A 20430-nucleotide genomic window follows, 5' to 3' on the forward strand; every position below is an offset into this window, starting at 1 on the left:
ACGGCACCCCTACCTATGGCCTCGGTCACGTCCCTCACCGCCTCCGTCCACCAGCGTCTCGCGGACGCCCTCTCGGCAGCCCTGCCGGAGGCCGGCGCCGCGGACCCGCTGCTGCGACGAAGCGACCGGGCGGACTTCCAGGCCAACGGCATCCTGGCGCTCGCCAAGAAGGCCAAGGCCAACCCGCGGGAGCTGGCCGCGCAGGTCGTCTCCCGGGTGGACACCGGTGACCTGATCGGGGACGTCGAGGTCTCCGGGCCCGGCTTCCTCAACATCACGGTCACCGACCGGGCGATCACCGGGAACCTCGCCGCGCGCTACGCGGACCCCGAGCGCCTGGGCGTGCCGCTCGCCGGGAACCCCGGCACCACGGTGATCGACTACGCCCAGCCGAACGTGGCGAAGGAGATGCACGTCGGCCACCTGCGGTCCGCGGTGATCGGCGACTCGGTGGTGCGGCTGCTGGACTTCACCGGCGAGACGGTGGTGCGCCGGCACCACATCGGCGACTGGGGCACCCAGTTCGGCATGCTCATCCAGTACCTGGACGAGCACCCGCACGAGCTGGACCACGGGGCCGGCGAGGTGACCGGCGAGGAGGCGATGTCGAACCTCGACCGCCTCTACAAGGCCGCGCGCCGGCTCTTCGACTCCGACGAGGAGTTCAAGACGCGGGCCCGGCGCCGGGTGGTCGACCTCCAGGCGGGCGACGAGCGGACGCTGGCCATGTGGCAGAAGTTCGTGGACGAGTCGAAGATCTACTTCTTCTCCGTCTTCGAGAAGCTGGACATGGAGATCCGGGACGCGGACATCGTCGGCGAGTCCGGGTACAACGACATGCTCGCCGAGACCTGCCGCCTGCTGGAGGAGTCCGGCGTGGCGGTGCGCTCCGAGGGCGCGCTGTGCGTGTTCTTCGACGACGTCAAGGGCCCGGACGGCAAGCCGGTCCCGCTGATCGTGCAGAAGTCGGACGGCGGGTACGGCTACGCGGCGACCGACCTGTCCGCGATCCGCGACCGGGTGTTCAACCTGAAGGCGGACACCCTGCTGTACGTGGTGGACGCCCGCCAGTCGCTGCACTTCAAGATGGTCTTCGAGACGGCCCGCCGGGCGGGCTGGCTGGGCGACGGCGTCACGGCGGCGCAGCTCGCCTTCGGCACGGTCCTCGGCAAGGACGGCAAGCCGTTCAAGACGCGTGAGGGCGAGACGGTCCGCCTGGTCGACCTGCTGGACGAGGCGATCGAGCGGGCGACGGCGGTGGTGCGGGAGAAGGACGTCCAGCACCAGCTGTCCGACGGGGAGATCGCCGAGCGGGGCGCCCAGGTGGGCATCGGCGCGGTGAAGTACGCGGACCTGTCGACGTCGGCGAACCGGGACTACAAGTTCGACCTGGACCAGATGGTCTCGCTGAACGGCGACACGTCCGTCTACCTCCAGTACGCGTACGCCCGGATCCAGTCGATCCTGCGCAAGGCCGGCGAGGTCCGTCCGGCCGCGCACCCGGAGCTGGAGCTGCACGCGGCGGAGCGGGCCCTGGGCCTGCACCTCGACGCGTTCGCGGAGACGGTGGCCGAGGCGGCGGCGGAGTACGCCCCGCACAAGATGACGGCCTACCTGTACCAGCTGGCGTCGCTCTTCACGTCGTTCTACGACAAGTGCCCGGTGCTGAAGGCCGAGACGCCCGAGCAGGTGGCCAACCGCCTGTTCCTGTGCGACGTCACGGCCCGCACGCTGCACCGGGGCATGGACCTGCTGGGCATCCGGACGCCCGAGCGCCTCTGAGACACACGCGCGCCTCCGCGGCGCACGCGGACCGCGGCCCGTCCTCTCCCCCGCTGGGAGGACGGGCCGCGGCGTGTGTGCGGCCCGGCAGGGCGTGGGTGCGGCCTAGTAGTTGGCGACGCACCAGTCGGCGAAGGTCTTGAACGCCGCCCGGGTCCCCGAGCCGGCGATGCCGTCGATCTCGCCGGTGTAGCCCCAGCCGTTGTTCTTCAGGAACCGCTGCAGCGCCTTGATCGTGCCGCTTCCGACGATCCCGTCGATCGCGCCCGTGTAGCCGTGGTAGGCCTTGAGGTGGCGCTGGAAGGCCTTCCAGCTGTTGGTGCCGAGCTGCCCGTCGATCGCGCCGGTGTAGCCCCAGTTCGCCGCCAGCCAGCGCTGGACGCCCTTGGCCTGCGTGGTGTTCAGGCCGAGGTTCTCGACCGCGAGGACGGAGACGTCCTGGGTGCTCACCGCCGGCGTCGTGGTCCGTGCGGAGTCCGCGAAGGCGGTGCCCGCCCCCGCCAGCGTCCCGGCGGCGATGCCCACGGCCGCGGTGACGCTGACGACGGTCCTCGTCAGAGCTCGCATACTGTCCCCTCCGTTGGGTGCGATGGTGGTCCGGCCGCAGCGGCCGGCCCGGCAACGAGACTGCGGCGCGGGCGGCGCCGCCCGCCACGGTCGCCGCGGAAGTGACGCCGGCGCGGGACGTCCCGCCCCCTGACCTGCCACGGCACCGTCCGCCGGGACGGCACGGCGGGACGGCCGCGGCGGGACGGCCGCGACGGGTGGTGGCCGGATCGGGCCGGGACGGGAACCGGTGCCCGGGGCCCGTCGTGGATGCTGATGCAGAATGCGCCCGGACACGCGGACCGCTGACCCCGGTCCGCGGTACGCGAGTGGGGGGAACATGTCGCGTTGGAAGGCGCTGCCCGCGGAACTGGATCCCCGCGTGCGGCAGTTGGTGGTACGGCTGCGCCTGCTGAAGGACCGCGCCGGGCTGAGCCTGCGGCGGCTCGCCGCGAAGACCGGATACAGCGCGAAGTCCTGGGAGCGGTACCTGGGCGGCCGGACGCTGCCGCCCCGGGAGGCCGTCGAGGCGCTGGCCCGGATCGGCGGTGACGACCCGGTCCGGCTGCTCGCGCTGCACGAGGTCGCCGCCGACGCCTGGGCCGGGCGGCGCGGAACGGCTCCCGGCGCGGCGGCCGGGACGCCGGAGCCGGAGGTCCTGCCGGCCGCGGCCGACGCGCCCCGCCCGCCGGGACGCTCCCTGCGGATCGCGCTCGTGGCGGGGGCGGTGGCGCTGGTGCCGGTCCTCTGCGCGGCGGTCCTGCTGGCCGTCCGGCTCGGCGGCGGCACGGGGGACGGCACGGCGTCGCCTCCCCTCGTGTCGGCGGCCGCCACCGCACCGGCCTCGCCGTCCCCCGCGTACACCTGCCGGGTGGAGCGGGTGGACGGCCGCTGGTACGCGGGCCACAGCCGCACCAGAAATGCCGTCCTGGCGGAGGGCCACGCGGGGCCGGAGGTCGCCGAGGCGCAGTGCCTGCTGCGCAGGGCGGGTTTCTCGCCCGGTGTCGTCGACGGGATCTTCGGGCCGCTGACCCGCCGCGCGGTCCGGCAGGCGCAGCAGCGGGCCGGCCTGGTCGTGGACGGCATCGTCGGGCCGCACACCTGGAAAGCCCTGCGGGGATGACCCGGCCGACACCGCCGCCCCCGCCGGCCCCGGGACGCGCCCGGCTGACCGGGGCGCTGCGGGAGCTGAGGGCGCGCACCGGTCTGAGCATGGCGGGCCTCGCGGCGAAGACCACGTACAGCAAGTCGTCCTGGGAGCGCTATCTCAACGGCAGGACGCTGCCGCCGCGCGAGGCGGTGCGGGAGCTGTGCCGCCTGGCCGGCGAGGACGGCGGGCGCTGCCTGGCGCTGTGGGAGATCGCGGAGTCGGAGTGCAGCGGACGCGCGGCGCAGGAACCGCGCACGGAGACGGGGCCGGGGGCGGACCGCCCCGGGGCGAGTCGGCCGGGCGAGGGCCGGCCGGAGGCGGCCGGGCCCCGTGCGGACGGACCGGGGGCGGCACCGGTTCCGCGCGGTGCCGCTCCGCGCGCCCACCGGGGTCTGACGGCCGTGGCCGTGCTCGCGTCGGTGTCCGCGGTGGCCGCCGGGAGCGTGGCCGCGGCCCTGTTCCTGCTGCCCCGGCCGGACGGCGGGCCGCGCGCGGCCGCGCCCCCGTCCGCGGCCGCGACGGCCCCCCGCTGCCGGGGCGAGGCCTGCGAGGGCGAGGACCCGATGCGCATGAAGTGCGGGGTCGGCCCGCGGACCCTCACCACGTACCGCACGGCCACCGGGGCCGAGCTGGAGCTGCGCTACAGCGCGGCCTGCCGCAGCGGCTGGGCCCGGATGTGGCGGACGCGGATCGGGGACCGGCTGGAGGTGACCGCGGCCGGGCGCGGCGGCGGTGTGCGCGGCGTGGAGATCGAGGACGCCGTGGACGCCCGGTCCTTCGTCTACACCCCGATGACCGCGGCCCGCCCCGGCACCGTCGTCCGGGTCTGCTTCCGGCCGGCGGCGGGCGGCGGCAGGGAGTGCTTCGACGGCCGCGTGCGCTGAGTGCCGTACGGGGACCCGATCACGTCGGCAGGGTCGCGCCCCGCGGCGCCCCGGTCCCGGACGCCTCGTCCGGGACGCGCCGGGCGGCGGCCCGCGGCCCCTCGGCCCGGACGGCCGCGGTCCGCCGGTCCCGGGCCCCGCGCCCTCAGGCCACCGGTTCCTGTTCCCCGAGCGCCTTCCCGAGCCTGCGCAGCCCTTCCCGGATCTCCTCGGGCGTCTGCGTCACGAAGCACAGCCGCAGCGTCGCCCGGTCGGGCTCGCCGGCGTGGAAGGGGGCGCCCGGGACGTACGCCACGTCGTGCCGCACCACCCGCGGGAGCAGCGCGGTCGTGTCGTAGCGCTCCGGCAGGCGCGCCCACAGGAACATGCCGCCCTCGGGACGGTTCCAGACCGAGCCCTCGGGCAGGGCGCCGGGCAGGCCCGCGAGCATGGCGTCGCGGCGCTCGCGGTACGCGCCGGCGACCCGCCGGACGTGCGCGTCGAGGTCGTTGTCGGCCAGGTAGCGGGCCGCGGCGAGCTGGTTGACGGTCGGGGTGTGCAGGTCGGCGGCCTGCTTGGCGACGGCGCAGGCCCGGCGCAGGGCGGCCGGCGCCCGCAGCCAGCCCAGCCGCAGGCCGGGCGCCATCACCTTGGAGAAGCTGCCGAGCAGCACCGTGCGGTCCTCGGCCCCCGGGTGGGCGGCGATCCACGGCACCCGCTCCCCCTCGTACCGGAGCTCCCCGTACGGGTCGTCCTCGACGATCCACAGCCCGCGCCGGGCGGCGACGGCGGCCACGGCGGCGCGGCGCCCGGCGGGCAGGGTGCGGCCGGTGGGGTTCTGGAAGGTGGGCACGGTGTAGAGCAGCTTGGGGCGCGTCCGCACCACCAGCTCCTCGAGGGCCTCGGGGTCGACGCCGTGCGCGTCGCCGGGCACGGCCACCACCCGCGCCCCGGCGAAGCGGAAGACCTGGAGTGCCGCCAGGTAGCAGGGGTCTTCGACGAGGACGGTGTCGCCGGGTTCGAGCAGCGCGGTGGCCAGGAGGGACAGCGCCTGCTGGGAGCCGCTGGTGACGAGCAGGTCGTCGGGGCCGGTCGGCAGTCCGCGCGCGGTGGTGCGGCCGGCGAGCGCGGCCCGCAGCGCCGGTTCGCCCTCGGTCGTGGAATACTGCAGGGCCCGCGCGGCGTCCCCGACGAGGACCGCCCGGTAGGCGGCGGCGATGCCGTCGGCGTCGAAGAGTTCGGGCGCGGGCAGCCCGCCCGCGAAGTTGATCACCTCGGGGCGGGCGGTGACGGCGAGGATGTCCCGCACGGGCGAGCCGCCGACGGCGCGCGCCCGCGCGGCGAGCCCGGGCACGGGAGCCGGCCCGGAGGCGGGGGCCGCCGGGACGGAGCCGGGGGCCGGGACGGAGCCGGGGGCGGGCGCGGGCTCGGCGACGGTCATGACACGGCTCCTCGGTCTGCGGTGACGGCTCGTGCCCGTAGCCTAGGAAAATAGGTGCCGTCTACAAACAGGTTTCCGGCATCCGGACGTCCCCGCCGCCGCGCCCCGCTAGGACCCCTCGGAGGGAGCGGCCTGCTGCCACTCCTCGCTGCCGAGGGGGAAGCCGTAGGCCGGGCGCCCGGCGTTCCCGCTGGTGCGGAACGGGCGGCCGCCGTCGTTCACCTGGACCGTGCCGCTCCGGCCGCCGCTGGACCAGCTCAGTTCCAGGTACCAGCTCACGTCGTAGGAGAGCGCCCTGGCCTTGACGTAGTAGACCTCCGGGTCGGACTCGCTCACCTTGGCCGGGAAGTCCTCCTGCCCCGCCTGCGGCACGAGGGCGGGCCGCGCGTCGTCGAGGGCGACGGTGAACGCCCGGGTCTGCACGTCGCCTCCGCAGCCGACGCCCATGACGTAGTCGTTCCAGGCGAGCGGGGCGCGCTTGCCGACCGTACGGACCTTCAGCCCGTCCACGACCACCGTCTCGTCCCCGGTCCCCTGCACGGTGATCTTCAGGAACTGCTCGCCCGACGAGACGGCTCCGTTCGCCGACACCCAGGCGCCCGCCTCCTGCTCCAGGGGCGGCGGGCCCACCCGGGCCGGCGGCCGGTCGATCAGGTAGTGCTGGGAGCAGGGTCCCTCCCAGGCGTACGGGGAGGTCGTCACGGTCAGCGGCACGGCGTCGGCCGCGGTGCCGCCCCCGGCGGCACCGCCGGAGCTCGGGGCGGGCTTCGCGGGGGCCGGGGAGGACCCGCCGTCCTTCGCCGCGCCCTTGCCCTTGTCCCCGCTCTCGTCCTCGTCCTTGTCCTTCGCGGACGCGGACGCCGACGGCGACGGGGACGCGGACAGCGGGGCGGAGGCGGCCGCGCGGGCCCCGCCGTGGCCGGAGGCGGCACCGGCGGAGGGGCCGCGCCGGGCCGTGTCGTCGTCCGTCCCGCCGGAGGGCAGGCTCACGGCGAGCGTGACCGCACCGAGCACGGCGGCCACGGCGGCCCCCGCGACGAGGGCGGTGCGGGCCCGGCGACGCCGACGCGGGTGCGCGGGACCGGCTTCCGAGGGCCGGGCCGGTACGGGATCGACCCCCACGGCCCCCGCGGTCTCCGCGACCTCCGCGGTCCCGGCGGTCGCGTCCGTCGTGGCCGTCGCGTCCGTCGTGGCCGTCGCGTCCGTCGCGACCGTCGGCGCCACCGGGACGGACCCGGGCCCACCCGACCCGCCCGCGCCGGAGGCCGCACGGGCACTCCCGGAAGCACCCCCTTCGGCGGCCGCCCCCGCAGCCGCGTCCCGGGGCACAGCCGCCTCCGCGGCGGTGTCCGAAGCCGCGGCCGCCCCCGCGCGCCCGGTGGCGGCCGGGGCCGCCGCGACCGCTCCCGGTGCCCCGGCCCCCTTCCGTCCCCGGGCCGCGTCCGCCAGCACCCACCGCCGGTGCAGCTCGACGAGCTCCTCCGGCGCGGCCTTGCACAGCCGCGCCAGCCGCTCCACGGGCGCGTAGTCGGCCGGCACCGCCTCCCCGTTGCAGTACCGGTGCAGCGTCGACGTACTCATGTGGAGCCGCCGGGCGAGCGTGCCGTAGCTCAGCCCGGAACGCTCCTTCAACTCCCCCAGCAGCGCGGCGAAGTGCGCCGCGGCAGTGCCCTCCGACACCGTTCCTCCCTCCCCCGCGTCCCGTTCCACCGTTCCAGGCGGCGGGTGTTTCACCAGGTCGTTCCCCCTGCGGGCGTTCCACCGTCCCCGATCGTCCGCCGGGTGTGGCGGCCGGGACGGATCACCGCACAAGCTCTGGTCATCCAAGCACGCCGCCCCTGGTGACCACGCCGGGCGGCCCCGCTTCGGCTCCCGCCCAACCGCCTTTGTCCGAAAGGAAACTCCGCCATGCGCACCTTCCGCACGCACCGCACCGCCCGCTCCCGTTCGGCCCTGTTCGCCGCCACCGGCGTCGCCCTCGCCGCCCTCGCCCTGACGGCGTGCGAGGACGGCACGGGCATGCAGGACGAGGGCGCCTCGCAGCCCGCCGCGACCGCGACGACCAGCCGGCCCGCCGCCCTCGCGTCCCCCTCCGCACCGGCCTCCGGGCCCGCGGCGAAGCCCACGGCCGGCTCGGGCACCGCCCAGGACGGCGCCACGGGCACCACCCCCGGCAACGGCAAGACCGCGGTCTCCAGCAAGAACACCGGCAAGGGCACCGGCAGGACCACCGGCGGGACGAGCGACCCGGACGCCACCGAGAACCGCGTCTCCTGCAACGGCTCCAACACCACCGTCACCGCCCGGCCGGTGCCCCGCCCGCTCAACCACCTGCTGATCACGGTGACCAACACCGGCTCGAAGAACTGCGACCTGACGTACTACCCGGTGCTCCGCTTCGACGAGATGCAGTGGGTGCCGCAGGCGGTCGCGGCCTCCCGGCCGCAGGCGGTGACCACCCTCGCGCCGGGCGAGTCCGGCTACGCGGGCGTGCTGCTCTCGGCCGCCGACGGCAGCGGCGAACACGGCACCACCGCCCGCAAGCTCACGGTCGGCTTCCAGGGCCGCACCCCGAACAGCGACGGCGGCCCCGCCGCGGTCCCGTCCCTGCCCGCCGGGGGCGTGTACTACGACAGCTCCCTGGCGGTGACGTACTGGCAGGCCGACATGGCCGACGCGCTGGCCTACTGAGCCAGCTTGCGGGCCACCTCGGTGGCCCAGTAGGTCAGGATGTTCCGGGCCCCGGCCCGCTTGATGCCGGTGAGGGTCTCCAGGATCGCCCGGTCCCGGTCGATCCAGCCCTTCTCGGCGGCGGCCTCGACCATCGCGTACTCACCGGAGATCTGGTAGGCGGCGACCGGCACGTCGACGGCGTCCGCGACCCGCGCCAGGATGTCCAGGTACGGGCCGGCCGGCTTGACCATCACCATGTCGGCGCCCTCCTCCAGGTCCAGCGCCAGCTCCCGCAGCGACTCCCGGGTATTCGCCGGGTCCTGCTGGTAGGTCTTGCGGTCGCCCCGCAGCGACGAGCCCACGGCCTCCCGGAACGGCCCGTAGAAGGCGGACGCGTACTTCGCGGTGTAGGCGAGGATCGCGACGTCCTCCCGGCTGATCTGGTCCAGGGCGTCGCGCACGACACCGATCTGGCCGTCCATCATCCCGCTCGGGCCGACCACGTGGGCGCCCGCGTCCGCCTGCACCTGCGCCATCTCGGCGTACCGCTCCAGGGTGGCGTCGTTGTCGACACGCCCCTGCTCGTCCAGCACCCCGCAGTGGCCGTGGTCGGTGGTCTCGTCCAGGCACAGGTCGGACATGACGAGCAGGTCGTCGCCGACCTCGGCCCGCACGTCGCGCAGGGCGACCTGGAGGATGCCGTCCGGGTCGGTCCCCGCCGTGCCGAGCGCGTCCTTCTTCGACTCCTCCGGCACGCCGAACAGCATGATCCCGGAGATCCCCGCCGCGACGGCCTCCGCGGCCGCCTTCTTCAGGCTGTCCCGGGTGTGCTGCACGACGCCCGGCATCGCCGCGATCGGCACGGGTTCGCTGACGCCCTCGCGCACGAAGGCCGGGAGGATGAGGTCGGCGGGGTGCAGCCTGGTCTCGGCGACCATCCGACGCATGGCGGGGGTGGTCCGCAGACGCCGCGGCCGCGTGCCGGGAAAGGATCCGTACGTCGTCATACACCTACGCTACGCCCGCCCCACCCCCACCTATACCGACGCAATGTCGGCACCCCGCGGCGCCGGGCGGCGCACCCCCGGCCCCCGGCGCAGCTCCCTTCCTGGTCCTGCGGGACCGGGCCCGGGCGCCCCGGACCGCAACGGAACCACCTGCGTGGCGTGGGCAGTTAAAGATCTGCGAAGCCCGCGCGGCCCTGGTAGCGTCCCGGCCGCCTTCCTGTGGAGCGGTCCCCCCGCCGGACCGTTCCGTGACTACGACCCAAGGTGGTTCGCTCCATGAGACCGACCCGTGCAACCCTCGCCGTGGCCGCCGGCGCCCTCGTCCCGGCCCTGCTGCTCGCCACTCCGTCCTACGCCGCCGCCACGACGACGTCCCCGGCCGCCACCGCGGCGTCGGGGACGGACTCCCCCTACGACGAGATGGACGTGGACGACCTGCGCGTCGCGATAGCCCGCATCCTCGCCGACCCCGACAGCGGCAGGCGCGTCACCCGGGAGGCCAACGCACTCCTCGACAACGGCACCCCCGAGCAGATGCGCACCTGGCTCGAAACCGGATACCGCCTCGCCCAGGCCGAGGACGACCGCGTCGCCATCGCCAGGATCCTCGCCGACCCCGACAGCGGCAGGCGCGTCACCCGGGAGGCCAACGCACTCCTCGACAACGGCACCCCGGAACAGATGCGCACCTGGCTCGAAACCGGATACCGCCTCGCCCAGGCCGAGGACGACCGCGTCGCCATCGCCAGGATCCTCGCCGACCCCGGCAGCAGCGACGCCCTGCGCGCGGCGGCGGGCGCGGCCCTGGACGACAACACTCCGGAAGCGCTGCGCCACTTCCTGGAGGTCGGCCGGTACGAGGTCGACGGCTAGGAATCCCCGTCCGGATCACGGGGCGGACCGGAGGAGGATGCCCGCGCCGCGGCATCCGGCCGGGTGGATCGCGCACGTCCACGACTGCCCGGGACGCGCACCGCGTCGCGGTCCGGCACCGGGGCGTTCAAGCCGCGTGACGTGCCCCGGCTGCCGTCGGCGGCTCGGACCGGCAGTCGCGGCAGCGACCGGGGTGCGCGGCCCGGAAGGCGCGTTCGCAGCCGTCGCAGTTCTGGAAGGGGAGCCGGCGGCGGGCAGCTCCGCCGTCCGTCGCGGCGGACGGCACGGGCGCGGGGGCCGCGGGAAGGGGTGGCGGCAGCAGTTCCCTGAGACGGTAGGCGATCAGCCCGGCCGGGTGTCCGAGGTCCGGGGGGAGATCGGCCGTCAGGGCACGGTGGACGGCGGCGGCCGTGGCACCGCCCTCGAACCAGGCGGTGACGGCGGAGGCGAGCCGGTTCACGTCCCGGAGGGAGAGGGTGAGGCGCTCGTCGGTACGGCGCAGCCCCGCGAGGAGGGCGACGGCCCGCTCGTGGTGCCGACCGCGACGGGCGTCCCGCTCCGGCGGGTCCGGCGGCGCGACGGGGGCGGGCACTTCGGGCTGATCGTCCCCCCGGGCCGCTTCCCGGCCGTCCGCCGGAGGGCGGGGAAGGGGACCGCGGTCGCGCGCACGGGGCGGGGCGGCGCAGCCGGGGACGGGAGACCCGGCCGCTCCACCGGGGGCGTGGTGGGCGTACGTACGCGTGAACAGGCGCCCCGCCTCCGTCCGTTCGCGCACCCGCTCCAGATAGCCGTACGCCTCCAGCTCCCGCAGCGCGAACGCGATCCGGTCCCGCCCCTCGGGGAAGCGCTCGGCGAGGCTGCGGATGTCGACCGGGGCGCCCTCCGGCAGCGACAGGATGTGGGTGGCCAGTCCGATGGCGGTCAGCGACAGCTCGCGGTGCTGGGCGAGGTGGTTGCCGACGATCGTGTACCGGTCGGGTTGGTACGCCCGTACGTGGGTGACACCGGAGTGGGTGGCGGTCCGCCGAACACCCTGATTCGGGCGCAAGGCAGCGTTAGGCTTCTTCTCAGCCATGGGGAAGGTCCTGCTTCCTCGATGGTCAGGCCCTCGCTTGGGATGCCAGTCCCTGCGGGGGCCGATGCATGTGTGGGGTTGTGGTGGTGCCTCGGGGCGAGACTGCACGCCCGGGCCACCGACGCGCCAGCCGCACCGACCGGTTTCACCCACCCGGGTGACACACGCGAGGTTTGGTTGGTTGGGAGGGTTTTTTCCCCGGGTTCTTTGGTCTTTTACCGCCCGCGGCCCCGGTCGACGTCGCACCGGATCACGTGTTCCCGGGCGCCGGTGCGGGCCGGTCGGCAGCGGGTCACCGGCGGTCACCGAGATCGAGCTCGGCCCACACCGTCTTGCACGGCACCGGCCCCGGCAACACCCCCCAGCGATCGGCCAGTTCCTCGACGAGCAGCAGACCGTAGCCCGACTCGGCGGGATCCGGTGCGGCGTCCCGGCACCTGGGCACGCACTCCCCCCTGGCGTCGGTCACCTCGATGCGCAGCACCCCGCACGCGGTGACCGCGAGGCCGAGACGGAAGCTGCGCCCGGGGACCTTGCCGTGCACGGCGGCGTTCGCGGCGAGTTCGGCCACGATCAGCCGGGCCGGGTCCAACGGCATTCCCCACGAGAGCAGTTGCTCGGCGGCGAGCAGCCGGGCGAGACGCGCGCCCCGGCGGGTGGCGGACAGCGGCACGGAGAACCGGCGGAGCGGGGTCCGCAGCGTGTTGGTTTCCTGATTCACGTGACTCAGCGTGTTCACACGTGCGTACGCTGTGAAGAAGGGCAGCCCGTGCGGCCAGCGGCTGTCCGGGGTGTGTCCGGTTCCGTCCGGACTGCCCGGGGTGACCGGGTGCGGACAGCCGGAGTTGGCCCGGGGAAGGGCGCGCGGCAGGAGGCGGCGGACATGAGCGGGTGGGAAACGGGGCTGGACGACGAAGAGGCCGGGGCCGTGATGCGCACGGTCGTACGGCAGCTGAAGCTGTGGCGCGAGGCGGCCGGCCTGACCCAGGCGGAGTTCGGCGCGGCCATCGGCTACGGCGAGGAACTGGTCTCCTCGGTGGAGCGGGGGCGGCGGATTCCCCGCCCGGAGTACCTGGACGCGGCGGACGAGGTGCTGGGGGCGGGCGGGAAGATCGCGGCGATGAAGAGGGACGTGGCAGAGGCCCGGTATCCGAAGAAGGTGCGGGACGTGCAACGCCTGGAAGCGGAAGCCGTCGAGATCTGCTCCTACAACAACTCTGTCATCGACGGGTTGTTGCAGACCGAGCCCTATGCGCGGGCCGTTTTCGGTTCCAGACGACCGCCTTTCACGGAGGAAGAGCTGGAGCAGCAGCTGGCTGCGCGACTGGCCCGTCAGGAGATCGTCAGCAGCACGACAGCCAAGCCTCTGTTCAGCTTTGTCCTGTGCGAGGCGACGCTGAGGCGGCTGATCGGGGGCAAGATGGTCATGCGTGGACAGCTCGAACGGTTGTTGGATGTGGCCCGCTTGCCCAACGTCGACCTGCAGGTGCTCCCCCTGCGCAGCGAAGAGAACTCCGGGCTCGGTGGTCTCTTCCGATTGCTCAAGCTCAAGGACGGGACGGCCGTGGGACTCAGTGAGGCACCACTCATCAGCCGTGTGCTGTGCAACCCGAAAGAGACGACCGTCCTCGATATGCGCTATGGGATCATCCGGGCGCAAGCTCTCACGCCACGAGAGTCCCTTACCTTCATCGAGAAACTGCGGGGAGAGACATGAGCCTCAATCCCAGCCCCGAGCTGGAGTGGATAAAGAGCAGCTACAGCACAGACGACGGCCCGTCCTGCGTCGAGGTCGCCACCGCTCCTGCGACCATCCTCGTGCGTGACTCCAAGAACCCGAACGGCCCCCGCCTCACCCTGGCTCCAGCCACCTGGACGGCTTTCCTGCCGTACGCCTCCGGGCACTGACACGACCGGCAGCCTCGGCCTGGCGCCTCGCGCGAGCGGGGCGGACCCGTCGATGGTCCGCCCCGCTCGTCGCTCAGGTCGTCGTCCGCCGCCGGCGGCCCCCCGGCCGCCGCTCGCTCGGCCGCGTCACCGGATCGCCCGCCTCGATCGCCGCCAGCCGCCGCTTCGTCCCGAAGTCGGCCAGCGCTTCCGCCAGCTTGTGCACGGACGGCTCGGGCGCCATGACGTCCACCCGCAGCCCGTGCTCCTCGGCGGTCTTCGCCGTGGCGGGCCCGATGCAGGCGATGACGGTCACGTTGTGCGGCTTGCCGGCGATGCCGACCAGGTTGCGCACGGTGGAGGACGACGTGAACAGCACGGCGTCGAACCCGCCGCCCTTGATCGCCTCCCGGGTCTCCGCCGGCGGCGGCGAGGCCCGCACGGTCCGGTAGGCGGTGACGTCGTCGACCTCCCAGCCGAGCTCGATCAGCCCGGCGACCAGCGTCTCCGTGGCGATGTCGGCGCGCGGCAGGAACACCCGGTCGATCGGGTCGAAGACCGGGTCGTAGGGCGGCCAGTCCTCCAGCAGACCGGCGGCCGACTGCTCCCCGCTCGGCACCAGGTCGGGCTTGACGCCGAAGGCCACCAGCGCCTTGGCGGTCTGCTCGCCGACCGCGGCGACCTTGATGCCGGCGAAGGCCCGCGCGTCGAGCCCGTACTCCTCGAACTTCTCCCGGACGGCCTTGACCGCGTTGACCGAGGTGAAGGCGATCCACTCGTACCGCCCGGTCACCAGGCCCTTGACCGCCCGCTCCATCTGCTGGGGCGTGCGCGGCGGCTCGACGGCGATGGTCGGCACCTCGTGCGGCACGGCCCCGTACGACCGCAGCTGGTCGGAGAGCGACGCCGCCTGCTCCTTCGTGCGCGGCACGAGAACCTTCCAGCCGAACAGCGGCTTGTTCTCGAACCACGACAGCCGGTCGCGCTGGGCGGCGGCGGAACGCTCACCGACCACGGCTATCACGGGCCGCCCACCGTCCGGCGACGGCAGCACCTTGGCCTGCTTCAGCGTCTGCGCGATCGTGCCGAGCGTGGCGGTCCAGGTCCGCTGCCGGGTCGTCGTACCGGCGACGGTGACGGTGAGCGGGGTGTCGGGCTTGCGGCCGGCGGACACCAGCTCACCGGCGGCCGCGGTCACCGAGTCCAGCGTGGTGGAGACGACGACGGTGCCGTCCGACGCCCCGACCTCCGTCCAGCACCGGTCCGACGCCGTGCGCGCGTCCACGAACCGCACGTCCGCGCCCTGCGCGTCGCGCAGCGGCACACCGGCGTACGCGGGCACGCCGACCGCGGTCGCGATGCCGGGGACGACCTCGAAGGGCACCCCGGCCGCGGCGCACGCCAGCATCTCGCCGGCGGCGTACGCGTCGAGCCCCGGGTCCCCGCAGACGGCACGTACGACCCGCCTGCCGCCCCGCGCGGCCTCCATGACAAGATGTGCGGCATCCCGGACGGCGGGGACCGCGGGGGTGGCCGACGTGCCGTCGACCACCGTCAGCTGCGGCGTGCCCGGCACCGGGAGCGCGGCGGGATCCGACGGATCCGCGTCCGTGTGCACCTCGGCGACGCCCTGCCTGGCGTGCTGGCGCACGACGTCGAGCACCTCGTGCTCGGCGACGAGGACGTCCGCGTGCGCCAGCGCCTCGACGGCGCGCAGTGTGAGAAGTCCCGGATCTCCGGGTCCGGCACCCAGGAAGGTGACGTGCCCGTGTTCCGGACCGGCGGGAAGGGTGGTGGGGCTCACTGTGCTCGCTCCCCCATCAGACCGGCCGCGCCCGCGGCGAGCATCTCGGTGGCGAGTTCGCGACCGAGCGCCAGCGCCTGGTCGTGCGTCTCGGGCACGGGACCGGTGGTGGACAGCTGCACCAGCGCGGTGCCGTCGGTGGTGCCGACGACGCCCCGCAGGCGCATTTCCTTGACAATCTGCCCGTCGGCCAGCAAGTCGGCGAGCGCGCCCACAGGGGCGCTGCAACCGGCCTCCAGGGCGGCGAGCAGTGACCGCTCGGCGGTCACGGCGGCCCGCGTGAACGGGTCGTCGAGCTCCGCGAGCGCCGCGATCAGGTCCGCCCGGTCGGCGGCGCACTCGATCGCCAGGGCCCCCTGGCCGGGGGCGGGCAGCACCGTGTCGACCGACAGGACGTCGGTCACCTCGTCGCTGCGGCCGATCCGGTTCATCCCGGCGGCGGCCAGCACGACGGCGTCGAGCTCGCCCTTGTGGACGTACCCGATCCGCGTGTCGACGTTGCCCCGGATCGGGACCGTCTCGATCTTCAGTCCGTGGCTGCGCGCGTACGCGTTCAGCTGCGCCATGCGGCGCGGCGAACCCGTGCCGATGCGCACCACCCCGGTCGGGGAGGACGCGGCCAGGTCGGTGAACTTCAGCGCGTCCCGGGCGACGATCACGTCCCGCGGGTCCTCGCGCACCGGCACCGCGGCCACGACCAGGTCGTCGGGCTGCGTGGTCGGCAGGTCCTTCAGCGAGTGCACCGCGAAGTCGACCTCGCCCCGCAGCAGCGCGTCGCGCAGCGCGGTCACGAACACGCCCGTGCCGCCGATCTGCGCGAGGTGCTCGCGGGAGACGTCGCCGTACGTGGTGATCTCGACGAGTTCGACGGGCCGCCCGGTCACCCGGCTCACGGCGTCGGCCACCATCCCGGACTGGGCCATGGCGAGCTTGCTCCGCCTGGTCCCGAGCCGCAGCGCCTTCGTACTCATGCTGGCCCTCGGTTCTTCTCGGTGCTGTCCTCGGCGCGGGAGACGGCGGCCACCGTCTCGGGGTCGAGGTCGAACAGGGTCCGCAGCGCGTCCGCGTACCCGGCGCCGCCGGGCTCGGCCGCGAGCTGCTTGACCCGTACGGTCGGCGCGTGCAGCAGCTTGTCGACCACGCGCCGCACGGTCTGGGTGATCTCCGCGCGGTGCTTGTCGTCCAGGCCGGGCAGGCGTCCTTCGAGCCGGGCGATCTCGCCGGCCACGACGTCGGCGGCCATGGTGCGCAGGGCGACCACGGTCGGCGTGATGTGCGCGGCCCGCTGCGCCGCCCCGAAGGCCGCGACCTCGTCGGAGACGATACGCCGGACCTGGTCCACGTCGGCCGCCATCGGGGCGTCCGCGGACGCCTCGGCGAGCGACTCGATGTCGACGAGGCGCACCCCGGCGAGCCGGTGCGCGGCCGCGTCGATGTCGCGGGGCATGGCGAGGTCGAGCAGGAAGAGCACGGGCTCCGGACGCGCGGGCCCGGCCGGCTCGGCCCGGCGCCGCTCGGGGATCCGGCCGGCGGTCGCGGCGGTCGCGGCGAGCGCGCCGATCAGCTCGGCGTCGGCCTCGGCCGTCCGGCGGGCGCCCTCGCCGCGCTCGACGACCGTGCCCTTGTCGACCCAGGCCGCGTGCTGTTCCAGCGTCGCGGCGTCCATGCCGGCCACGGCCGCCTCGCCCATCACGGAGAAGCCGGGCTGCGCGGCGGACAGGTCCAGCGGGCAGTTCTCGTCCGCGGCGGCGGGCGCGGGCAGCTGCCGCACCTCGCCCGGTCCGGCCGTGCGGTCCTCCTCGAAGGCGACGGGCGCCCCGGTGCGGCCCTCGACCGCGGCCGCGACCGCGTCGGCGGTCAGGACCAGTCCCGTCGCCCCCGTACAGGAGACGGCGACGTCGGCACGTGTCAGCTCGTCCGCCACCGACTCCATCGGTACCGCGCGGGCCGTCACGTCCGTGTCGTCGCCGTCGCGCAGGATCTGCGCGAGCCGCTCGGCGCGGTCGAAGGTGCGGTTGGCGACGACGACCTCGCCGACCCCGGCGCGCGCCAGCGTGGCGGCGGCCAGGGAGGACATCGACCCGGCCCCGATGACCAGGGCCCGCTTGCCCCGCGCCCAGGCCCGCACGTCCCCGCCCCGGGCGAGCTGCTCCAGGCCGAAGGTGACCAGGGACTGCCCGGCGCGGTCGATGCCGGTCTCGGTGTGGGCGCGCTTGCCGACCCGCAGCGCCTGCTGGAACAGGTCGTTCAGCAGGCGCCCGGCGGTGTGCAGCTCCTGCGCGCGGGCCAGGGAGTCCTTGATCTGGCCGAGGATCTGCCCCTCGCCCACGACCATCGAGTCCAGTCCGCAGGCCACCGAGAACAGGTGGTGGACGGCCCGGTCCTCGTAGTGGACGTAGAGGTAGGGGGTGAGCTCCTCCAGGCCGACGCCGCTGTGCTGGGCGAGCAGCGTGGACAGCTCGGCGACACCGGCGTGGAACTTGTCCACGTCGGCGTAGAGCTCGATGCGGTTGCAGGTGGCCAGCACGGCGGCCTCGGCGGCCGGTTCGGCGGCGACCGTGTCCTGCAGCAGCTTGGTCTGCGCGTCCGCGTTCAGCGAGGCCCGCTCCAGCACGCTGACCGGGGCGCTGCGGTGGCTCAGTCCGACGACGAGGAGGCTCATGCCGGCATCACGGCGGGCATGTCCCCGTCGGGCCCCTGGTCGGCGGCGGCCTCCTTGCGGGCGGCGGCGGCGGGCACGGCCGCCTCCGCGGCGGCCTCCTCGCCGGCCTTGCGCTGCTCGTGGAAGGCGAGGATCTGCAGCTCGATGGAGAGGTCGACCTTGCGCACGTCGACGCCGTCCGGGACGGACAGCACGGTCGGCGCGAAGTTCAGGATGGAGGTGACCCCGGCGGCCACGAGCCGGTCGCAGACCTGCTGGGCGGCACCGGCGGGGGTCGCGATCACGCCGATCGAGACGCCGTTGTCCTTGATGATCTTCTCGAGCTCGTCGGTGTGCTGCACCGGGATCCCGGCGACGGGCCGGCCGGCGAGCGCGGGGTCGGCGTCGATGAGCGCGGCGACCCGGAAACCGCGGGAGGCGAACCCGCCGTAGTTGGCGAGCGCGGCGCCGAGGTTGCCGATGCCGACGATCACGACCGGCCAGTCCTGGGTGAGGCCGAGCTCACGGGAGATCTGGTAGACGAGATACTCGACGTCGTAGCCGACGCCCCTGGTCCCGTAGGAGCCGAGGTACGAGAAGTCCTTGCGCAGCTTCGCGGAGTTGACCCCGGCGGCCGCCGCCAGCTCCTCGGACGAGACCGTGGGCACCGAGCGCTCCGAGAGCGCGGTGAGGGCTCGGAGGTACAGGGGAAGCCGGGCGACGGTGGCCTCGGGAATCCCTCGGCTGCGGGTCGCCGGTCGGTGTGTTCGGCCAGTTGCCACGGTGCTCCTGCGGGTAGAGCGGGGCTGTAGGCGGTCATACGTCCCTACATGACCGCCCCGTCGAATGCAGGCTATGTCTTTGTGAACGCGTGCACAAAGATGGTGTCCGATTTGCCCGGCCAACGTGATAGGGGTCACGCGCCCCCGGCGCACGCGCGGGGAACCGGCGCACACGCGCCCTCGTTCCTTCTCTTCTGGGGGCAAAACCGCACACTCTCCTTACGCATCCCGCCCCCGAGACCAGACCGCCATCGATCCTAAGCGACTTTCGGCCACTTTGTACTCGCCGGTCAGTCCGTCCCGGGGCCGTTCAGTCGGCGAGCGCCCTGCGCAGGCGCTCCTCGTTCACGCGCCAGAAGGTGTGCTGGCGGCCGTCGACGAGGACGACGGGAATCTGCTCCCAGTACCGGTCGTGGAGCTCCCGGTCCTGGGTGATGTCCTTCTGCTCCCAGGGGACGCCGAGATCACCGCACACCTTCTCCACCACGGCCTGTGCGTCGTCGCACAGATGGCAGCCGGGCTTGCGGACGAGGGTGACGAGCCGGTCCCGCGGGGGCCTGCGACGGAAGAGGGGACTCATGCCGGCCATTCTCGCGCGCCGGCGCAGCGGAGGGACAGCCCGACGCCGCCCGCGGCGGCCGCGACGCGCCGGGCCGGACACGCTCTTTAACCACCCGGTCGCGGAGAGTTCACAGCCTCCCGACATCTCGGCGCCGGAATGCCCGAACAAACTGGCTATGCTCACGCCATGGCCGCTCTCGGATGGCTCACCCCCCGTAGGCGCTCCGCCACGGCGCGGAGTGTGTTGGCAGGCGAGGCCTCTGCGGAGGCAGCCCGCAAGTCCACGCAGGAACTGGAACACGTCCAGACCGCCGGCGAACCGGAGTTCCCGGTCCACGGCGACGACAAGGCAGCCGCCTTCTTCGACCTGGACAACACCGTCATGCAGGGTGCCGCCCTGTTCCACTTCGGGCGGGGCCTGTACAAACGGAAGTTCTTCGACACCCGCGACCTCGCCCGGTTCGCCTGGCAGCAGGCGTGGTTCCGGCTGGCCGGCGTCGAGGACCCCGAGCACATGCAGGACGCCCGCGACTCCGCGCTGTCCATCGTGCAGGGCCACCGCGTCTCCGAGCTGAAGTCGATCGGCGAGGAGATCTACGACGAGTACATGGCCGAGCGCATCTGGCCCGGCACCCGCGCCCTGGCCCAGGCCCACCTGGACGCGGGCCAGAAGGTGTGGCTGGTGACCGCCGCCCCGGTCGAGATCGCCCAGGTCATCGCCCGACGCCTGGGGCTGACCGGCGCGCTCGGCACGGTGGCGGAGTCGGTCGACGGCGTCTACACCGGCAAGCTGGTCGGCGAGCCGCTGCACGGCCCGGCGAAGGCGGAGGCGGTGCGCGCCCTGGCCGCGGCCGAGGGCCTGGACCTCACCCGCTGCGCCGCGTACAGCGACTCGCACAACGACATCCCCATGCTGTCGCTGGTCGGCCACCCCTACGCCATCAACCCGGACGCGAAGCTGCGCAAGCACGCCCGCCGGATGGACTGGCGCCTGCGCGACTACCGCACCGGCCGCAAGGCGGCCAAGGTCGGCATCCCGGCGGCGGCCGGCGTCGGCGCGGTGGCCGGCGGCACGGCGGCGGCCATCGCCCTGCACCGCCGCCGCCGCTGACCCGTCCGACCGGTCACACCGGTCACACCGGTCACACCGGTCAACCTGATCACCCGGGATCGACGACGACGCGTCCGTCCCGGACCCGGCCAATCCGACTGGCGTACCCCCGCGACCGCCTGTCCAGTCCTCTTGGCTGCACACGGCCACAACACGCCCCGCCTCCACCCCCAATCCGAACCCTTCCGGTCAACAATCGGTCATCGGCATGCACTTGATCGACCGGGAATCGGT

19 protein-coding genes are annotated in these 20430 nt (G+C 74.2%); 8 read left to right on the forward strand and 11 right to left on the reverse strand.

Going from position 1 to position 20430, the window contains the following annotated elements; all coding sequences use genetic code 11:
- Positions 1-15: 15 nt before the first annotated feature.
- Positions 16-1782 carry an arginine--tRNA ligase gene (gene argS, locus ACIF8T_RS30545; protein ID WP_400039393.1) on the forward strand — a complete coding sequence of 589 codons (1767 nt, stop codon included), beginning with the start codon at positions 16-18 and terminating at the stop codon, positions 1780-1782.
- Positions 1783-1887: 105 nt separating this feature from the next.
- Here argS and ACIF8T_RS30550 read toward each other — a convergent pair whose 3' ends face one another.
- Complete coding sequence (locus ACIF8T_RS30550) at positions 1888-2349, reverse strand: peptidoglycan-binding domain-containing protein (RefSeq protein WP_400039394.1); 462 nt, start codon at positions 2347-2349, stop codon at positions 1888-1890.
- 319 nt (positions 2350-2668) lie between these two features.
- Between ACIF8T_RS30550 and ACIF8T_RS30555 the strand changes: the two genes are divergently transcribed.
- Complete coding sequence (locus tag ACIF8T_RS30555; protein ID WP_400039396.1) at positions 2669-3451, forward strand: peptidoglycan-binding protein; 783 nt, start codon at positions 2669-2671, stop codon at positions 3449-3451.
- On the forward strand, positions 3448-4362 hold the full coding sequence (locus tag ACIF8T_RS30560; RefSeq protein ID WP_400039398.1) for a DUF2690 domain-containing protein: 915 nt from the start codon (positions 3448-3450) through the stop codon (positions 4360-4362). The genes ACIF8T_RS30555 and ACIF8T_RS30560 overlap by 4 nt, the downstream gene beginning before the upstream one ends.
- Before the next feature lie 145 nt (positions 4363-4507).
- Here ACIF8T_RS30560 and ACIF8T_RS30565 read toward each other — a convergent pair whose 3' ends face one another.
- Positions 4508-5782 (reverse strand): PLP-dependent aminotransferase family protein, encoded by a 1275-nt coding sequence (locus ACIF8T_RS30565; protein WP_400039400.1) that lies wholly within the window; start codon positions 5780-5782, stop codon positions 4508-4510.
- Positions 5783-5890: 108 nt separating this feature from the next.
- Entirely contained in the window at positions 5891-7462 is a 1572-nt protein-coding gene (locus ACIF8T_RS30570; RefSeq protein ID WP_400039402.1) for a helix-turn-helix domain-containing protein, read from the reverse strand.
- A gap of 228 nt (positions 7463-7690) precedes the next feature.
- Between ACIF8T_RS30570 and ACIF8T_RS30575 the strand changes: the two genes are divergently transcribed.
- Positions 7691-8473 carry a DUF4232 domain-containing protein gene (locus tag ACIF8T_RS30575; protein WP_400039404.1) on the forward strand — a complete coding sequence of 261 codons (783 nt, stop codon included), beginning with the start codon at positions 7691-7693 and terminating at the stop codon, positions 8471-8473.
- Here the strand turns inward: ACIF8T_RS30575 and hemB are convergent.
- Positions 8467-9462: a porphobilinogen synthase gene (hemB, locus tag ACIF8T_RS30580; RefSeq protein ID WP_400039405.1), complete on the reverse strand. Its 996-nt coding sequence runs from the start codon at positions 9460-9462 to the stop codon at positions 8467-8469. The two genes, ACIF8T_RS30575 and hemB, sit on opposite strands and share 7 nt — an antisense overlap.
- Before the next feature lie 276 nt (positions 9463-9738).
- Between hemB and ACIF8T_RS30585 the strand changes: the two genes are divergently transcribed.
- A complete protein-coding gene (locus ACIF8T_RS30585; RefSeq protein WP_400039406.1) occupies positions 9739-10335 on the forward strand; it encodes an ALF repeat-containing protein in 597 nt (198 codons plus the stop codon).
- 127 nt (positions 10336-10462) lie between these two features.
- On the opposite strand, the gene ACIF8T_RS30590 is transcribed toward ACIF8T_RS30585, so the two are convergent.
- Both ACIF8T_RS30590 and ACIF8T_RS30595 read right to left on the reverse strand, forming a co-directional pair.
- Positions 10463-11410: a helix-turn-helix domain-containing protein gene (locus ACIF8T_RS30590; RefSeq protein ID WP_400039407.1), complete on the reverse strand. Its 948-nt coding sequence runs from the start codon at positions 11408-11410 to the stop codon at positions 10463-10465.
- A 292-nt stretch (positions 11411-11702) separates the two neighbouring features.
- Positions 11703-12131, reverse strand: a complete 429-nt coding sequence (locus ACIF8T_RS30595; protein ID WP_400039408.1) for an ATP-binding protein — start codon at positions 12129-12131, stop codon at positions 11703-11705.
- Positions 12132-12293: 162 nt separating this feature from the next.
- Here ACIF8T_RS30595 and ACIF8T_RS30600 point away from each other — a divergent pair, with 162 nt between their 5' ends.
- Complete coding sequence (locus ACIF8T_RS30600; RefSeq protein ID WP_400039410.1) at positions 12294-13127, forward strand: helix-turn-helix transcriptional regulator; 834 nt, start codon at positions 12294-12296, stop codon at positions 13125-13127.
- Entirely contained in the window at positions 13124-13318 is a 195-nt protein-coding gene (locus tag ACIF8T_RS30605) for a DUF397 domain-containing protein (RefSeq protein WP_400039411.1), read from the forward strand. The genes ACIF8T_RS30600 and ACIF8T_RS30605 overlap by 4 nt, the downstream gene beginning before the upstream one ends.
- A gap of 73 nt (positions 13319-13391) precedes the next feature.
- On the opposite strand, the gene ACIF8T_RS30610 is transcribed toward ACIF8T_RS30605, so the two are convergent.
- The 5 genes from ACIF8T_RS30610 to ACIF8T_RS30630 all read right to left on the reverse strand — a co-directional run bounded on the left by ACIF8T_RS30610 (position 13392) and on the right by ACIF8T_RS30630 (position 19104).
- The gene (locus tag ACIF8T_RS30610; protein WP_400039413.1) at positions 13392-15101 is read right to left on the reverse strand and encodes a uroporphyrinogen-III synthase; all 1710 of its coding nucleotides are present in this window, start codon (positions 15099-15101) and stop codon (positions 13392-13394) included.
- Positions 15098-16072 (reverse strand): hydroxymethylbilane synthase, encoded by a 975-nt coding sequence (gene hemC, locus ACIF8T_RS30615; RefSeq protein ID WP_400039415.1) that lies wholly within the window; start codon positions 16070-16072, stop codon positions 15098-15100. The genes ACIF8T_RS30610 and hemC overlap by 4 nt, the downstream gene beginning before the upstream one ends.
- Positions 16069-17763, reverse strand: a complete 1695-nt coding sequence (locus ACIF8T_RS30620; RefSeq protein WP_400039417.1) for a glutamyl-tRNA reductase — start codon at positions 17761-17763, stop codon at positions 16069-16071. The genes hemC and ACIF8T_RS30620 overlap by 4 nt, the downstream gene beginning before the upstream one ends.
- The gene (locus ACIF8T_RS30625) at positions 17760-18524 is read right to left on the reverse strand and encodes a redox-sensing transcriptional repressor Rex (protein WP_400039419.1); all 765 of its coding nucleotides are present in this window, start codon (positions 18522-18524) and stop codon (positions 17760-17762) included. Before ACIF8T_RS30625 ends, ACIF8T_RS30620 begins: the two co-directional genes overlap by 4 nt.
- Before the next feature lie 310 nt (positions 18525-18834).
- The gene (locus ACIF8T_RS30630) at positions 18835-19104 is read right to left on the reverse strand and encodes a glutaredoxin family protein (protein WP_400039421.1); all 270 of its coding nucleotides are present in this window, start codon (positions 19102-19104) and stop codon (positions 18835-18837) included.
- Between the two features lie 168 nt (positions 19105-19272).
- Here ACIF8T_RS30630 and ACIF8T_RS30635 point away from each other — a divergent pair, with 168 nt between their 5' ends.
- Positions 19273-20196, forward strand: coding sequence for an HAD family hydrolase (locus ACIF8T_RS30635; protein WP_400039423.1), 924 nt, complete (start codon positions 19273-19275; stop codon positions 20194-20196).
- Positions 20197-20430: the final 234 nt, after the last annotated feature.

Source organism: Streptomyces sp. NPDC085946, from assembly GCF_044540485.1.
Lineage (GTDB): Bacteria > Actinomycetota > Actinomycetes > Streptomycetales > Streptomycetaceae > Streptomyces.

Excerpts from the sequence above, each read along its gene's own strand:
- ACIF8T_RS30630 (WP_400039421.1), bottom strand. The coding sequence starts at position 19,104 with ATGAGTCCCCTCTTCCGTCGCAGGCCCCCGCGGGACCGGCTCGTCACC.
- ACIF8T_RS30605 (WP_400039411.1), top strand. The coding sequence starts at position 13,124 with ATGAGCCTCAATCCCAGCCCCGAGCTGGAGTGGATAAAGAGCAGCTAC.
- ACIF8T_RS30565 (WP_400039400.1), bottom strand. The coding sequence starts at position 5,782 with ATGACCGTCGCCGAGCCCGCGCCCGCCCCCGGCTCCGTCCCGGCCCCC.
- ACIF8T_RS30575 (WP_400039404.1), top strand. The coding sequence starts at position 7,691 with ATGCGCACCTTCCGCACGCACCGCACCGCCCGCTCCCGTTCGGCCCTG.
- argS (WP_400039393.1), top strand. The coding sequence starts at position 16 with ATGGCCTCGGTCACGTCCCTCACCGCCTCCGTCCACCAGCGTCTCGCG.
- ACIF8T_RS30620 (WP_400039417.1), bottom strand. The coding sequence starts at position 17,763 with ATGAGCCTCCTCGTCGTCGGACTGAGCCACCGCAGCGCCCCGGTCAGC.
- ACIF8T_RS30600 (WP_400039410.1), top strand. The coding sequence starts at position 12,294 with ATGAGCGGGTGGGAAACGGGGCTGGACGACGAAGAGGCCGGGGCCGTG.
- ACIF8T_RS30585 (WP_400039406.1), top strand. The coding sequence starts at position 9,739 with ATGAGACCGACCCGTGCAACCCTCGCCGTGGCCGCCGGCGCCCTCGTC.
- ACIF8T_RS30590 (WP_400039407.1), bottom strand. The coding sequence starts at position 11,410 with ATGGCTGAGAAGAAGCCTAACGCTGCCTTGCGCCCGAATCAGGGTGTT.
- ACIF8T_RS30560 (WP_400039398.1), top strand. The coding sequence starts at position 3,448 with ATGACCCGGCCGACACCGCCGCCCCCGCCGGCCCCGGGACGCGCCCGG.
- hemC (WP_400039415.1), bottom strand. The coding sequence starts at position 16,072 with ATGAGTACGAAGGCGCTGCGGCTCGGGACCAGGCGGAGCAAGCTCGCC.
- hemB (WP_400039405.1), bottom strand. The coding sequence starts at position 9,462 with ATGACGACGTACGGATCCTTTCCCGGCACGCGGCCGCGGCGTCTGCGG.
- ACIF8T_RS30555 (WP_400039396.1), top strand. The coding sequence starts at position 2,669 with ATGTCGCGTTGGAAGGCGCTGCCCGCGGAACTGGATCCCCGCGTGCGG.
- ACIF8T_RS30550 (WP_400039394.1), bottom strand. The coding sequence starts at position 2,349 with ATGCGAGCTCTGACGAGGACCGTCGTCAGCGTCACCGCGGCCGTGGGC.
- ACIF8T_RS30635 (WP_400039423.1), top strand. The coding sequence starts at position 19,273 with ATGGCCGCTCTCGGATGGCTCACCCCCCGTAGGCGCTCCGCCACGGCG.